Genomic DNA, 13478 nt, shown 5'->3' with positions numbered 1-13478 from the left:
CATGGCGCTCCAAGGACAAGGCCAACGCCGGATCGTCGTCGGCGTCGACGGCTCGCCGTCGTCGATCCAAGCGCTCAAATGGGCGCTCACCCAAGCCGAGGCGACCGACTCCACGGTCGAAGCGGTGCGAACCTGGGAGATCCCCACCGACTACGGCATGGCCGCGATCATGTTCCCCGGGGAGGGCTTCGCCGAGGCGGCCCAGGAGGCGCTCGCCGAAGCCGTCGAGAAGGCCACTGGGGGGCAACCGAACCCGCGCCTGGAGCAGAAGGTCGTCGAAGGGCACGCGGCCGACGCACTCCTCAAACAGGCCGAGCTCGCCGACCTCCTGGTGGTCGGCAGCCGCGGCCACGGCGGCTTCGTGGGCGCGCTGCTCGGCTCGGTCAGCCAGTACTGCATTCAGCACGCCAAGTGCCCGGTGGTCGTCGTCCGCGCCGAGTAGTGAACTCAGTGCCGCTCGGCCTCGGGATTCTTGGTGGCCGGATGGGAACCGCTCAGATGGCGGGCGGAGTTGACCAGGCCGACGTGGCTGTAGGCCTGCGGGAAGTTGCCCAGCAGGCGCTGGGCGTGGTGGTCGTACTCCTCGGCGAGAAGTCCGAGGTCGTTGCGCACGCCCAGCAGTTTCTCGAACAGCTCGACGGCCTGGTCTCCGCGGCCGATGCCGTGGAGGGCGTCGACGAGCCAGAACGTGCAGGCCAGGAATGAGCCCTCGTGGCCGGGCAGGCCGTCGACGCCGCCGTCGGCGACCGGGTCGTATCGCAGGGCGAAGCCGTCGCGGCACAGTTCGCGCTGGATGGCCTCGACGGTGCCGACCACGCGCTCGTCACTCCACGGCAGGAAGCCGACCTGCGGGATGAGCAGCAGGGAGGCGTCCAGGCCCTGTGAGCCGTAGAACTGGGTGAAGGTGCCGCGATCGGGATCGAACCCCCGGTCGCAGATCTCGCGGTGGATCTCCTCGCGGATGGCCTTCCACCGCTCGACCGGGCCTTCGAGCCCGAACTTCTCGACGGCCCTGACGGCGCAGTTGAATCCGGCCCAGGCCATGACCTTGGAGTGGACGAAGTGGCGCCGCTCGGCCCGGACCTCCCAGAGGCTCTGGTCAGGCGAAGTCCAGTGTCCTTCGAGGTACTCCAGCAGCGCCCGCTGCAGGTCCCAGGCGGACTCGTCGATCCCGAGCCCGGCCTCCCGGGCCAGGTGGAGGCCGTCGAGGACCTCGCCCCAGACGTCGAGCTGGAACTGGTGCGAGGCGAGGTTGCCGACCCGCACCGGCGAGGAGCCCTCGTAGCCGGAGAGCCATTCGACGGTGTACTCCGGGATCCGGCGGGTCCCGTCGAGTCCGTAAAGGATCTGGAGTTCGGCCGGGTCGCCGGCGACGGCGCGCAGCAGCCACTCGCGCCACTCGCGGGCCTCTTCGATGTAGCCGGTGCCCAGGAGCGCCTGGAGCGTGAAGGTCGCGTCGCGCAGCCAGCAGAACCGGTAGTCCCAGTTGCGGACGCCGCCGAGCTGCTCGGGCAGCGAGGTCGTGGGGGCCGCGACGATGCCGCCGGTCGGGGCGTAGGTGAGCGCCTTCAGCGTCAGCAGCGAACGACGGACCGGCCCTTTCCACTGGCCCTCATAGTCGAAGCGCGAGATCCAACTGTGCCAGTACTCCTCGGTGTCGTCGAGGCCCTTCGCGGCGCCGAGCGGTTCGGGCCGCGGCAGATGCGAGGCCACGTGGGTGAGCACGAACGAGACCTGCTCCCCCGCCGAGACGGCGAAGTCCGCGTACGCGGTCGCGTCCTCGACTTCGAGCCTCACTTCGGTCGACAGCCAGGCCGCGTCGGGACCGGCGACGGCACCGAACTGGCCGTCGTCGCAGCGGATCCAGGGCTCGTAGCGTCCGTATCCGAATCGCAGCCGCATCGACGTCCGCATCGGCACCCGGCCTTCGAGGCCCTCGACGACGCGTACGACGTCGGCCGATCCGCTGCGCGGCGTCATCGCGTCGGTGACGCGGACGCGGCCCTCGGGGGTGGTCCACTCGGATTCGAGGATGAGCGTGTCGTCCCGGTAGCGCCGCTCCCGGCAGGTGCCGCCGGCGGCCGGGGCGAGCCGCCAGAACCCGTTCCTCTCGTCGCCGAGGAGCGCCGCGAAACACGCCGGCGAGTCGAACCGCGGCAGGCACAGCCAGTCGATCGACCCGTCGCGGCCTACCAGCGCCGCGGTGTGGAGGTCGCCGATCATGCCGTAGTCCTCGAGGGGCAAAGCCATGAACACACCCTCCCATATCAGTCGAAACTCCACGCTTGACTCGCGCGAAGCACGGAATGGGTGAATGCCCTTACCAAGCCCGCGGCAAACGCCCCCGAGAGGGCATGGCAGAGCCGGGTCAGCGCTGACCACGAGGCGGAGAGACGGCGTCATGGCCAACCGGCGGTCTAGGACGAGCGAGCCGACACGTGGCGGAAAATCGTTGGACGCGCTGGGTGAGACCGTATTTGATCACGGGATGTCTATCTTGTTGAGCACGCCGGACGCCGGGGACCTGGACGAGGTCGTGCGCGCGCTGGCGGAGTGGCGGCGCGAAGGAGCCCCGATGCAGCTGCACTCGGGGGACGTCGGGTACTACTGGCAGTTCGGCCCGGAGGCGACCGCCGCCGCGTTGCGAACGTGGAGCGGTGAGGGCCGGATCCTCGGGGTCGGTCTGGTCGACGGCCCCGAACTGGTGAGGCTGGCCATCGCGCCGGAAGCGCGAGACGACGAAGCACTCGCCCGGCAGATGGCCGACGACGTGACGCGACCCGAACGCGGCGTACTGGCGGCGGACAAGGCCTATGTCGAAGCGCTCTGGGAGGGCAGGTTCCGTGAGTTGCTGCAAGAGAACGGCTGGGAACCGGATGCACCATGGATCCCAATGGTGCGTGGCCTGAGCGAACCCGTGGCGGACGGCGGCCTCCGAATCGAGGTGGTCGGCCCCGACCGGGTCGAGGACCGAGTCGCGGTTCACCGCGGGGCGTTCGCAGGGTCGAAGTTCAGCGCGGAGCGATGGCAGGCCATGGCCGCCGGGAGCCCGTACGCCGATGCCCGATGCCTTGTCGGCTACAACGACCGGGGAGAGGCGGTCGCGGCCACGACCGTCTGGTCGGCGGGTCCCGGGAGACCCGGCCTGCTCGAACCCCTCGGCGTGCACCGCGATCATCAAGGACACGGTTACGGCAAGGCGATCGCGGTCGCAGCCGCCGCGGCCTTGCGTGAGATGGGTTCCTCGAGCGCGACCGTGTGCGCCGAAGGCGCCAACGCCGCAGCCGTCGCCACCTATCGCTCTGCCGGATACCAGCCGCAAGCCGAGGTGCGGGACCTGCGACGGATCGGCTCGTACTCCGGTTGAAGGCTCGGAGCTAGTGCGGCGAGGGCCCGGCGCCGCTCGTGCTGACTGACGCCTCCACGTCCCGGTAGTGCTCTACCGCGAATTCGAGGAGTCGGGGGCGGGCCCCGGGGGTGCCGGCCCAGGACTGCTGTTGCGGGTTGACGAGTAGCACCGGTCTGGCGAAGTCCTCGCCGATGGTGACCACGACGCCTACATCGCGCGGCTCGGGAATGTCCAGTTGGATGACGACCCTGGCGTGGCGCAGGTCCGCCCAGGCGCGGACGGTGCGGCCGGCGACGCTGGTCCTCCCCCACCGGTACCGGCCTTCGGTCTTGACCGGAGACGGAGTCGTGCGGTGCGACATCAGCGGACCTCCGGGCGGGCGGCGACCGGGGCCGAGGCCAGTGAGCGCCTGATCCAGAGCGCGGCGACTTGCTCGAGGATGATCATCCGTCCTTCGAGGTCGACCAGGGAGGCGTGGCACGGTTCGACGTGGAGCCGGGGGTCGCGGTCGAGTCCGGCGACTATGCCGTAGCGCGACCGCAGGTCCGGGAAGTCGATGGCGACTCCGTCTCCGAATCCGGGCCAGGTGACGACGGCGCAGTGGTCGTCGATGTCGATCTGTCCGAGCCGGATGATCGCGGATGCGGCCTGTGGTCTCGTTTGCGGCATGGATTGTGACTCCGTTCCCCGGTTTGATCAGAACCGGCGGAAGGAAGCCCCACCAACGGCAGCGCCGAGCCGCTTCCCTCCGCCGGGTCGGCGAGCCCCACCGCGCGCCGACATATTGACCATAGGAGAGCCGAGCGGCAACTCCAAGACTTTGAACTGGGGTTTAATTCGACATCAGGGAACGCTGTGTGCAGAGAGGACGGACTCAGCGGTGATGCAGAGAAGCGTCGATGGTCGACAGTCGAATCGAGGCCGACTCGCGGATGCGGAGGGCCGGAGACGACGACCGGGGCCTGCCTTCGCAGGCCCCGGTTCGGGATAGGTTGATGCGGTTGAGTTGATCGGCGCTTTCGGCTCGTGCCGTCGGTTGCCTGCTGCTGGTTGCCTGGCCCGCGCGCAACCGCTCGGGTTGTCGGCACCGGGAGGTGTGGGGGCCGAGGGTTCAGCGCTTCGCGTTCTCCAGCAGGGCGACGAAGTCGCCTTGCGCGAGTCCGAAGACCGGGGAGTCCTCGGATAGCTTGGAGTCGCGGACCTGGAACCCTGCTCCGGCGGCGCGGGCCTCAACGCAGTCGCTGCCAGCCTGGCCGTTGCCGGAACGGCTCGACTTGCGCCACTTCGTTGTGCTGCTCATAACAGTTCGAATTCCTTCATCGGTATGGCCTTCTTGACGGACTCGTCGAAGGCGTTCTGGAAGGAGGCGACCGTCTCCGGTACCTCGCAATAACGAGCCCCTTCGAACGATTCTAGGTAAACCGTCTTCGGGAACTCACCACCCTCGAACTCGAAGATTCGGTACGAACTCCCTAGCGAACGGTACGCCCCCGCAGCGTAAGGCACCACCAGGAACCTGAACAGCGAGAAATCCCGGTCGAGCTCCTTGAGGTGCTGCAGCTGTTCCGCCATGACCTCCGAGCCCCCGATCTCGTGGCGAAGCGCCGCTTCCGAAGTCAGGTAGACGACCTCGGGCAGCCAGTCCCGCTCCATGAAGCTAGTCTGTCGGTCGAGTCGGAAGCCAGCCGCTCCGGCCGGTCCCTTCCGATCGGGCGCATCGTCATCGGTGATGGCATCCATGTACGCCTCGGTCTGGAACAGTCCGGTGATGAGTTCGGACTCGCAGATCATGATCTTGGAGGCTGTCAGCTCCATCTGGAGAAAGGTGAAGAAGACCGACGGAATCTTGAAGGAGTGGAAGAGGTCCGGGGTCTCAGAGGACTCGGCCAGCCGGACGAGGTTCTCCGTCTCCTCGGGACTCAACTTGTAGACGCGCGCGAAGGCCAGCATGTCGGCCCACTTGACCTGCGGAGACCGAGCATGTTCGAGGTCACGGATCTTCGAGACGCTCATCTGGATCTTGTCCGCGACCGCTTTGTGGGTCAGCTTGGCACGCTTCCGGTACTGAACCAGGAGCCGTGCGATTTGGATGATGGTGAGGAAAGCTTTCGCGCTCATGGCACGAATAGTGACAGCATCACTACACCGGACACAACCGCACCCGCGGCGTTTCCGACACAAGAACGTTCGTAATCAGCCCACGTAACACGGTTTCTGTCGCCAACTCGACAGTCGCGGCTACTCGATCGGCCCGAGGTAGAGCCAGGCGCGGTTGTGGCGGAGGAATCTGCTGTGCTCGGTCTGCGTGCCGGGGCCCTCGGTGTCGCGGTAGTGGGCGCGGAAGGCGACGGTGCCTTCGGTGTGGAATTGGGAGCCGCCGGTGGTTTCGAGGATTTCGAGGCCGGTCCATCGCCGGTCGTCGGCGAGGTCGAGTTCCGGCGGCCGGGTGTCGGGGTGCCAGGTCTTGAGCAGGTAGGCCGCGTCGCCCACGGCGAAGGCACTGTAGCGCGAGCGCATCAGGGCTTCGGGGGTGTCGGCGGTGGCGGTGCCGGCGTGGAGGGGACCGCAGCATTGGCGGTAGGCGAGGCCGCTGCCGCAGGGGCAGGGCCGGTCGGCGGCCGGGCGGGACTGCGGTCGGCGTGAGCGTCGAGGCATGCGGCGATTGTGCCTTGAAGGGTGCCGGCCCTGGAGGGCAGGATTTGGCAAGCGTTGGCCTAGGATCGGGGTGATCCGACTACGGCGAAGGAGACGGCCTTGACACGCAGGTTCACGCAGCATGAGCGGCGTCCGGTCACGGACTTGAGCGGGGCGTGGGACTTCGCGTTCCTCGGGGACGTCGATCCGGACGGCGTCGATCCGGGCTCGGTCCGGTTCGACGATGTCATGACGGTGCCGGGGTGCTTCGACGCCACGCCCGCATACGCCGGTCGGCGAGGGCTGGTCGCGTATCGGACGCGGGTGCGCGTCGCGCAGGCCGGGCGGCACCGGCTGGTCTTCGACGGGGTGCACCACTGGTGTCGGGTGTTCTGGGACGGCGAGCCGATCCGGGAGCACTCCGGGGGCTTCACGCAGTTCTACGCCGACATCGAGTCTGCGGATGCCGGGGTCGCCGAGGTGGTCGTCCTGGTGGACAACCGGTTCGATGACGAGCGTTCACCGCTGCACCTGGAGTACTTCGACTGGTACCACTACGGGGGCATCGCGCGCGGCGCCGAGCTGCACCGCCTCGGCGACCAGTGGATCGAAGGGCTCCAGGTCGTCACTGTGGACGTCGACGCCCGCCGGGTGTCCCTGTCGGTCGACTACCGCGCTGTCGACCCGACCCGGGAGGCTCGGCTCGAAGTGGAGTGCGGCGGCTCCACTGTCGTCGCCGAGACCGTCGAGCTCGCGAAGCTGGGGCGCATCGAGCGGACCTTCGAGCTTCCCGGCGCGGAGTCGTGGTCGCCGTCGAATCCGGTGCTGCACCGGTTGTCGGTGCGCCTGGGCGAGGACGACCTGTGCGAGCGGATCGGACTGCGCCAGGTCGGCGTCGAAGGGGCCCGGGTCACCGTCAACGGCGAACCGTTGACGCTCCTGGGCGTCAACCGCCACGAGGCGCACCCGCAGTTCGGTCACGCTCAGCCGCCCGAACTGGTGGTGGCCGACGTGCAGCGGCTGCGGGACTTGGGCTGCAACTTCGTGCGCGGCAGCCACTACCCGATGGACCCGCTGTTCCTGGACCTGTGCGACGAGTTCGGCATCTGCGTGTGGAGCGAGTCGATCGGCTGGCAGTACCCGGTGGAGCGGCTGACCGACCGGACCTTCGTCCTGGCGCAGCTGGCGCACATCGACGAGATGGTCGCCGCCGCCGTCAACCATCCCTCGATCATCATGTGGGGCGTACTGAACGAGAGTCCGAGCCACGAGCCCGCGGCCCGAGGCGCCTACGAGCGACTCCTCGGCGAGCTTCGGGAGATCGACGCCTCACGGCCGGTCACCTACGCCTCCAACCACATCTACGACGACCGCTGCCTCGACCTGGTCGACGTCGTGGCCGTGAACTGCTACCCGGGCTGGTACGAGGGCGGCATCGCCGCGATCCCGGCCGAGCTCGACCGGATCGCCTCGCACGTCGACCGTGAAGGCCACGCCGGCAAGCCGCTCATCATCTCCGAGATCGGCGCCGGAGCCGTCCCCGGCTGGCGCGACCAGCACCACGGCATGTGGTCCGAGGAGTACCAGGCCGAACTGCTGGAGACGGTCATCGGGCACCTCCTCGACGGACAGGACCGCATCTCGGGCCTCGGCATCTGGGTGTTCGGCGACTTCCGGAGCACCGCCGACAAGGAGATGCTGCTCAAGCGGCCGCGCGGCTTCAACAACAAGGGCATCGTCGACGAGTACCGGCGCCCCAAACAGGCCTACCGGGACGTCAAGCGGCTGTTCGGCCATGCATGACCGGGACCTCGTCCGCGGCCTGCAGGAGCGGGCGGCGCGCGGACTGCCGGCCGAGCGCGTCGAGCACGCCGACGGCTGGTGGCTGCGGTACGCCCCGCACTGCTCCTGGTGGGTCGGCACGGTGCTGCCGCACGACGACTCGGGCGACCTGGAGCGGCGCGTCGACGCCGCCGAAGCGTTCTACGAGTCCCACGGTTTGACCACGCGGTTCCAGATCAGCCCCGGGGCCTGTCCCGAGCGGCTCGATACGATGCTGGATCGTCGCGGTTACCGCTCGGAGAGCCCGATGTCGCTCCAGACGGCCCCGACCGCGACGGTGCGCCGGAGCATGGCGGGCGGACCCGCACGTGTCGACGACCGTCCGGGCCGGGACTGGTTCGACGCCTGGTACGCCGTGCTCGGCCACGGCGATCCGCGAGCCGAACTGGACCTGCTGGAGCGCGTCCAAGGAGCGAGCGGATACGCGTCGGTTCGGCTCGGCGACGAGATCGCCGCGGTCGGCCGCGTGGTCGTCGACGACGGCTGGGCCGGGGTCTTCGGACTGGCGACCCTGCCGCACGCCAGAGGCAGAGGCGCGGCCCGCTCGGTCATGGTCGCCATGGCCGCATGGGCCGCCGCTCGCGGCGCCGACGGCATGTACCTCCAAGTCGAGCGGGACAACCCGCCCGCGCTGCGGCTCTACGAGCGTGCCGGTTTCACCGAAGCCTGCGCCTACCACTACCGCACCGCGTGAGCGCGGTCCTTCGAGGACACGACAGGGTGCGGGCGGTTGGTACCTTGGAACTTCGATTGCCTTTCGACGCTTCGGAGATGCTCATGCGCCAAGTGGTCCCGGTAAAAGTCGGCGAAGCCGAGTTCCTGGTGGAGACCGTGGCGGAGACGCCCGACGAAGGCTCGCTCACGCCCATCGGCGCCCTCGACTTCACCTCCGAGGAACCCGAATCGCTCGACCGCATCAGGGACATGATCAGCGCCGTCAGCGGTGAGCTCGTCTCGGCCTGGGAGAAGGCCCAGCCGCAGGAAGCCACCGTCGAATTCGGCGTCGCCGTCGACGTCAAGGCCGGCAAGCTCACCGGGCTGCTCGTCGGCGGCGGCGGAGCCGCCTCGCTCAAGGTCACGCTCAAGTGGACCGCCTCGCCCGACGGCGTGTGATCGGAGGACCCGATGTCACCGATCGCCATCGACGACGAGCGCCTGTTCCGCTTCGTCGTCAAGGTCCAGACCGAGGAGGCCGCGTCGTTCCGGGGCTCGGGATTCCTCGCCGCACCCGGATTCGCACTCACCTGCGCGCACGTCGTCGCCGGACTCCCCGACGGCGCGACCGTCCGCCTCGCGCGGACCGGAGACTTCGACGACCTGCGCGGCGTCATCCGCGCCCGCACACCCGACTCCCCCGGCTCCGACGGGCTGTGGGCCTGGCCCGACCTGGCGATCATCGAACTGGTCGACCAGTACGGACCCTTCACCGACCATCCGAGCCCGCGTCTCGACCTCGCCTCACCGCCGCCGTCCGAGCCGAGCCGGCGGCGCGCCGTCGTCGCCGTCAGGCCCGACCCGACCAACCCCGCCTCCGCGCCTCGCGTGCGCGGCGTCGACTTCACCTGGGAGAGCGTCGACGACCACGGCTTCTGGTGGCTCACCGGCGGGCACGCGCTGCGCGGCATGTCCGGCGGGATGCTCCTCGACGCCGAACGCGGCGCGATCGTCGGCGTGGTCAACAACAGCCGCGGCGCGAGCGGCGCCGTCGCCACCCCCTTGAGCGCCCTCGCCGACCCGTCACCGCCCCAAGCGTTCACCGAAGCGGCCCACCGGCTCACCGCGGCCGGTCACGCCTCGATCGACTGGGACGGCGCCTTCACACGCCGACTCGGCTTCGAATGGCGCGACTACTGGGCGCCCGACTCCAGCGGCGCCCACTTCGTCGGCCGCGAAGCCGAACTGGAGAAACTCCAGGCGAACCTCGACGAGTCCAGCGGCCTCGCCGTCGTCCAGTCCATCGGCGGCTTCGGCGGCGTCGGCAAGACCGCCCTGGCCGTCGCCTTCGGCAACCGGTTCCGCAACCGCTTCCCCGGCGGCCGGGTCTTCCACGACTTCCACTCCTACCGCGGCAGCCGCTCCGACACCGCCGCCGACGCCCTCGGCTCGGTCCTCAAAGCCGTCGGCGCCGCCACCACCGACGAACTCGCCCGGCTCGGCCACCGCGAGCGCGCCGACCTGTGGCAGTCGGTCGCCGCCGGACGCCGCCTCCTCATGGTGTGGGACAACGTCGACGGCCTCGAACAGCTCGACGGCCTCATCGTGCGCGGCGACGGCTGCGCCACGATCGTCACCAGCCGCGACATCGTCCGAGTCGAGCCGAACGTCAGGCCGCTGCGCCTCGACGTGCTCGAGGAGGCCGACGCCATCGCCATGTTCACCGCCATCGCCGGCGACCACCACCCCGGAGGTCTCGTCGCCGAACTGGTCCGCCGCGACCTGTACGTCCCGGTCCTCATCAGCACCCACGCCGAGGAGGTCGCGGGCGAAGAGATCGCCCTCGAGGAGATCATCGACGACCTCCCCGATCCGGCCACCGCCCGGCGCGCCTCCCACCCCGACCACCAGAAGGACCTCTTCGACCGCCTCGAAGGTTCCTATCTGCGCCTCGATCCCGAAGCGCGCTACGCGTTCCGCGCCCTCGGCGCCCACCCCGGCTACAGCGCCACCGCCGGAAGCCTGGCGGCCATCATGGGCTGCGAACTGACAGAAGCCGAGCGGCGGATGCGCCGCCTGGTCAAGACCGGCCTGGCCGAACGCGACCTCGCCGACGGCGGGCGGCGCGACCGCAGGCTCCGCGCATACAAGGCCCACGACCTCATCCGGGCCTACGGCGCGCACCTGGCCGAACTGGAATCCGGCGACGAACTCGACCGGTCGCGGCGAACCCTCATCGACCACTTCCAGGAGCAGCTGACCGGCAGCACCTTCACCAACCAGAAGGACTGGTTCGGCATCGAGGCCGACAGCATCCGCGACCTCGCGCTGAGCGGCACGAGCGACGCCCACGCCCGACTGGCCCGGTACACCGGCTACCGGGCGCTGGTCTTCAACCGCTACGACTCGGCCGACGTCGCCTTCCAACACGCGCTGGCCCTCGCCGAGCGGACCGGCGACATCCAGCGCGTCGCCCACATGCGCTGGGGTCTCGGGGAAGTCGCACGGCTGACGGGCGAACTCGACACCGCCGAGGACCGCTACCGCAGCGCCCTCGAGGCGTCCCGGACCGCCGACGACCTCGGCGGCATCGGCAACGCCGAACGCGGGCTCGGCGAGATCGCGCAACTGCAGGGTCGGGCCGACGACGCCGAAGCCCACTATTCGACCGCCATGGACGCCTACCTGTCGATCCCCGATCCGCGCCGCGCCGCCTACACCCAGCGGGGCCTCGCGCGCGTCGCCGAGCTGGGGGGCGACTTCGCGCTGGCCGAGGAGCGGTTCAACGCGGCGCTGGAGACCTCGCGCGGCCAGGACGACCAGGTCGGCGTGGCCTACGCCCAGCGCGGCGTGGCCGACGTCGTGCTCGCGGCCGGGGAGGCCGACCGGGCGGGCGAGCATTACCGCGCGGCGCAGGCGACCTTCGAGGCGATCGGTCATCCCGTCGGGGTGGCGACCACTTGGCACGGCCTCGGCAATGTCGCCTCCGCGCGCGGTGACCTCGACGAGGCCCGGACGTTGTTCGAGCGGGCCGCCGAGGTCTACAGGAGCCACGACGAGGCGCTCTGGAGCGAGCGGGTCACCGCGGACCTCGCACGCCTCGACGGCGCCTGTTGAGCGGGCGGAGCCGGTTCAGGCCAGTTCGATCGCCAGGTTCGCCTCGCCGGCCTCCTCGAGCGAGAACGTCGCTTCGGCGCCGTCGCAGGAGATCCGGTAGTCGCCGAGGAAGCCGTTGAAGCGCAGGCGCCCGTCGGCGTCGGTGACGGCCTTGGTCGGCGGGGTCCCCCATTCGTTGTTGACGAGGTGGTGGAGCCGGTCGTAGGACGGTTTCGGGGTGCCGTCGGCGCGGACGAGGCCGCCAGGGGCGCCGAGCCACATGTCGGCGTCGTTCATGCCCCAGTAGGTCATCGCCTCGACCGACGGGTGGGACAGCAGGGTCTTGTAGTGCCGTTCGATCTCGTCGGCCTGGCGCGCTTCGCCTTCGGGGGTGCTCGGCCAGGAGTCGACCTGGTGGTCGTTGAGGTCGACGATCTCGGGGGGCATGATCTCACCGGAGACGATCGTGGTCTCGGTGAAGTGGATCGGCAGGCCGTAGCGGGAGAACCGCTCCAGGATGCCGAGGGTCTTCTCCTCGCCCCAGTAGCCCTGGTGCATGTGGCTCTGGAGGCCGAGCACGTCGATCTGGATGCCGGCCTCGAGCACGCCCTCGATGAGGCATTCGTACGCCGAGGACATGTCGAAGTCGTTGAGCAGCAGCGTGGCCCCGGGGTTGGCTTCGCGGGCGGCGTCGAAGACCATGCGGACCATCGGGATCCGGCCGATGTCGCGGCACAGCCGGGTGATGCCGTTGTCGTACTTGTCGAAGATCGGCATGATGACGACCTCGTTGATGACGTCCCACATGTCGATGACGCCGGCGAAGTCGCTCACCTCGCGTTTGATGCGCTCGACCTGGACGCGGGCGATCTCCTCGTTGTCGAGATCGAGCAGCCAGTCGGCGGTCACGGTGTGCCAAGCCAGCGGGTGGCCTTTGACCGGGTGTCCGCGGTCGGCGAACCAGCGCGCCGTGTTGAGCAGCCGAGTCGTGTCGGGCTTGCCGCGTTCGGGTTCGAAGCGGCCCCAGTAGAACGGCAGGGTGGCGAAGTTGAACAGGCCCTCCCACAGCTCGGCGTTGCGGGCGTCGGCCTCGGGGTCCTCGGAGGTGCCGTTGGCGTGGTCGATGAGATCGAAGCCGATGCAGCCGAAGAGGAACTTGTGGCGCGTCTGCTCGAACTCGACCTCGCGGCCGGCGAGGGGCTGCCCGTCGACGGTGAGCGTGACCGCGGCGTCCGCGGCCCGGTGCCGCCTGATCTGGGAGTCGATGGAAGTTTCGGCCATTCGAGGTTCGCTTTCCATGGAAGTTTCGATACGTCTCGTATTCCAGCAGTCCGCGGACCGCCGGTCAAGTGGCGGAGTGCGGCTACCGTGGCGGGGTGCGTGTGGTTGGAGTGGTATTGGCGCTGGCCTTGGCGCTGTCGGCTTGCTCGGGCGAGCCCGACGAGGAGAACACGGTGTCGTTCGACGCCGGGACGGCGACGGTGTCCGCCGGTGAGCGGCTGTGGGTGGACTTCGGTTGGGTGAACTTCTCGGTCGGCGACAATTGGTCCCTGGTCGGTGAGCCGGATGCCGGGGTGCTCGCCGAGTTCGACCGCTATTCGCAGACCCATCCGGACTGCGAGGACGGCATGGCCGGCTGCGAGAGCCGCCTGTACTGGGTCTTCGACGCCGTCGCGGAGGGCGAGACGACGCTGGTGTTCCAGTACTGCTTCCGCACCGGCCCCGAGGACTGCGTCGGCGACGCCGGTGACTCCGACCCGCCCGAACCGGTCGAGCTGACGGTCGAAGTCACCGGCTGAGCCTCAGCGCACGCCGTAGAGGTGTTCGAGGGCGAGCTGGTCGAGCCGCTCGAAGCCCATCCCCTTCGCCGCCAGAGCCTCCACATCCACCTCCACGTTCTTCA

14 protein-coding genes are annotated in these 13478 nt (G+C 69.3%); 7 read left to right on the top strand and 7 right to left on the bottom strand.

What is annotated here, in order from left to right:
• The first annotated feature begins 1 nt into the window (after position 1).
• The gene (locus ACYVL2_RS07185; protein WP_460541688.1) at positions 2-442 is read left to right on the top strand and encodes a universal stress protein; all 441 of its coding nucleotides are present in this window, start codon (positions 2-4) and stop codon (positions 440-442) included.
• Positions 443-447: 5 nt separating this feature from the next.
• Here the strand turns inward: ACYVL2_RS07185 and ACYVL2_RS07180 are convergent, their stop codons facing one another.
• The gene (locus tag ACYVL2_RS07180; RefSeq protein WP_460541686.1) at positions 448-2250 is read right to left on the bottom strand and encodes a glycoside hydrolase family 15 protein; all 1803 of its coding nucleotides are present in this window, start codon (positions 2248-2250) and stop codon (positions 448-450) included.
• Between the two features lie 238 nt (positions 2251-2488).
• On the opposite strand from ACYVL2_RS07180, the gene ACYVL2_RS07175 reads away from it, so the two are divergent.
• Positions 2489-3367, top strand: a complete 879-nt coding sequence (locus tag ACYVL2_RS07175; RefSeq protein WP_460541684.1) for a GNAT family N-acetyltransferase — start codon at positions 2489-2491, stop codon at positions 3365-3367.
• Positions 3368-3377: 10 nt separating this feature from the next.
• Here the strand turns inward: ACYVL2_RS07175 and ACYVL2_RS07170 are convergent, their stop codons facing one another.
• From ACYVL2_RS07170 to ACYVL2_RS07150, 5 genes are all read right to left on the bottom strand, one after another.
• On the bottom strand, positions 3378-3710 hold the full coding sequence (locus ACYVL2_RS07170; RefSeq protein ID WP_460541682.1) for a hypothetical protein: 333 nt from the start codon (positions 3708-3710) through the stop codon (positions 3378-3380).
• Positions 3710-4018, bottom strand: a complete 309-nt coding sequence (locus ACYVL2_RS07165) for a hypothetical protein (RefSeq protein ID WP_460541680.1) — start codon at positions 4016-4018, stop codon at positions 3710-3712. The genes ACYVL2_RS07170 and ACYVL2_RS07165 overlap by 1 nt, the downstream gene beginning before the upstream one ends.
• Positions 4019-4460: 442 nt before the next feature.
• A complete protein-coding gene (locus ACYVL2_RS07160; RefSeq protein ID WP_460541678.1) occupies positions 4461-4649 on the bottom strand; it encodes a DUF397 domain-containing protein in 189 nt (62 codons plus the stop codon).
• Positions 4646-5467: a helix-turn-helix domain-containing protein gene (locus tag ACYVL2_RS07155; RefSeq protein ID WP_460541676.1), complete on the bottom strand. Its 822-nt coding sequence runs from the start codon at positions 5465-5467 to the stop codon at positions 4646-4648. Before ACYVL2_RS07155 ends, ACYVL2_RS07160 begins: the two co-directional genes overlap by 4 nt.
• 120 nt (positions 5468-5587) lie before the next feature.
• Positions 5588-6004: a YchJ family protein gene (locus ACYVL2_RS07150; protein WP_460541674.1), complete on the bottom strand. Its 417-nt coding sequence runs from the start codon at positions 6002-6004 to the stop codon at positions 5588-5590.
• A gap of 99 nt (positions 6005-6103) precedes the next feature.
• Here ACYVL2_RS07150 and ACYVL2_RS07145 point away from each other — a divergent pair, with 99 nt between their 5' ends.
• From ACYVL2_RS07145 to ACYVL2_RS07130, 4 genes are read left to right on the top strand one after another with little or no spacing between them, the layout of a single operon-like run.
• Positions 6104-7786: a glycoside hydrolase family 2 protein gene (locus tag ACYVL2_RS07145; RefSeq protein ID WP_460541672.1), complete on the top strand. Its 1683-nt coding sequence runs from the start codon at positions 6104-6106 to the stop codon at positions 7784-7786.
• On the top strand, positions 7779-8519 hold the full coding sequence (locus tag ACYVL2_RS07140) for a GNAT family N-acetyltransferase (RefSeq protein ID WP_460541670.1): 741 nt from the start codon (positions 7779-7781) through the stop codon (positions 8517-8519). The genes ACYVL2_RS07145 and ACYVL2_RS07140 overlap by 8 nt, the downstream gene beginning before the upstream one ends.
• 56 nt (positions 8520-8575) lie before the next feature.
• Positions 8576-8938, top strand: coding sequence for a CU044_2847 family protein (locus tag ACYVL2_RS07135; RefSeq protein WP_460541668.1), 363 nt, complete (start codon positions 8576-8578; stop codon positions 8936-8938).
• A gap of 12 nt (positions 8939-8950) precedes the next feature.
• Positions 8951-11596, top strand: a complete 2646-nt coding sequence (locus ACYVL2_RS07130) for a tetratricopeptide repeat protein (RefSeq protein WP_460541666.1) — start codon at positions 8951-8953, stop codon at positions 11594-11596.
• A gap of 15 nt (positions 11597-11611) precedes the next feature.
• Here the strand turns inward: ACYVL2_RS07130 and ACYVL2_RS07125 are convergent, their stop codons facing one another.
• Entirely contained in the window at positions 11612-12856 is a 1245-nt protein-coding gene (locus tag ACYVL2_RS07125; RefSeq protein ID WP_460541664.1) for an endo-1,4-beta-xylanase, read from the bottom strand.
• 95 nt (positions 12857-12951) lie between these two features.
• Between ACYVL2_RS07125 and ACYVL2_RS07120 the strand changes: the two genes are divergently transcribed.
• Positions 12952-13374, top strand: coding sequence for a protease inhibitor I42 family protein (locus ACYVL2_RS07120; RefSeq protein ID WP_460541662.1), 423 nt, complete (start codon positions 12952-12954; stop codon positions 13372-13374).
• The last annotated feature ends 104 nt before the right edge of the window (positions 13375-13478 follow it).

It is taken from the genome of Glycomyces halotolerans, assembly GCF_054779575.1.
The sequence above is the reverse complement of the archived record's forward strand: the minus strand, read 5'-3'. Positions and strand labels throughout refer to the sequence as shown.

Coding starts and splice junctions, on each gene's coding strand:
- ACYVL2_RS07165 (WP_460541680.1), bottom strand. CDS start 4,018: ATGCCGCAAACGAGACCACAGGCCGCATCCGCGATCATCCGGCTCGGA.
- ACYVL2_RS07150 (WP_460541674.1), bottom strand. CDS start 6,004: ATGCCTCGACGCTCACGCCGACCGCAGTCCCGCCCGGCCGCCGACCGG.
- ACYVL2_RS07140 (WP_460541670.1), top strand. CDS start 7,779: ATGCATGACCGGGACCTCGTCCGCGGCCTGCAGGAGCGGGCGGCGCGC.
- ACYVL2_RS07125 (WP_460541664.1), bottom strand. CDS start 12,856: ATGGCCGAAACTTCCATCGACTCCCAGATCAGGCGGCACCGGGCCGCG.
- ACYVL2_RS07155 (WP_460541676.1), bottom strand. CDS start 5,467: ATGAGCGCGAAAGCTTTCCTCACCATCATCCAAATCGCACGGCTCCTG.
- ACYVL2_RS07175 (WP_460541684.1), top strand. CDS start 2,489: ATGTCTATCTTGTTGAGCACGCCGGACGCCGGGGACCTGGACGAGGTC.
- ACYVL2_RS07130 (WP_460541666.1), top strand. CDS start 8,951: ATGTCACCGATCGCCATCGACGACGAGCGCCTGTTCCGCTTCGTCGTC.
- ACYVL2_RS07180 (WP_460541686.1), bottom strand. CDS start 2,250: ATGGCTTTGCCCCTCGAGGACTACGGCATGATCGGCGACCTCCACACC.
- ACYVL2_RS07185 (WP_460541688.1), top strand. CDS start 2: ATGGCGCTCCAAGGACAAGGCCAACGCCGGATCGTCGTCGGCGTCGAC.
- ACYVL2_RS07160 (WP_460541678.1), bottom strand. CDS start 4,649: ATGAGCAGCACAACGAAGTGGCGCAAGTCGAGCCGTTCCGGCAACGGC.
- ACYVL2_RS07170 (WP_460541682.1), bottom strand. CDS start 3,710: ATGTCGCACCGCACGACTCCGTCTCCGGTCAAGACCGAAGGCCGGTAC.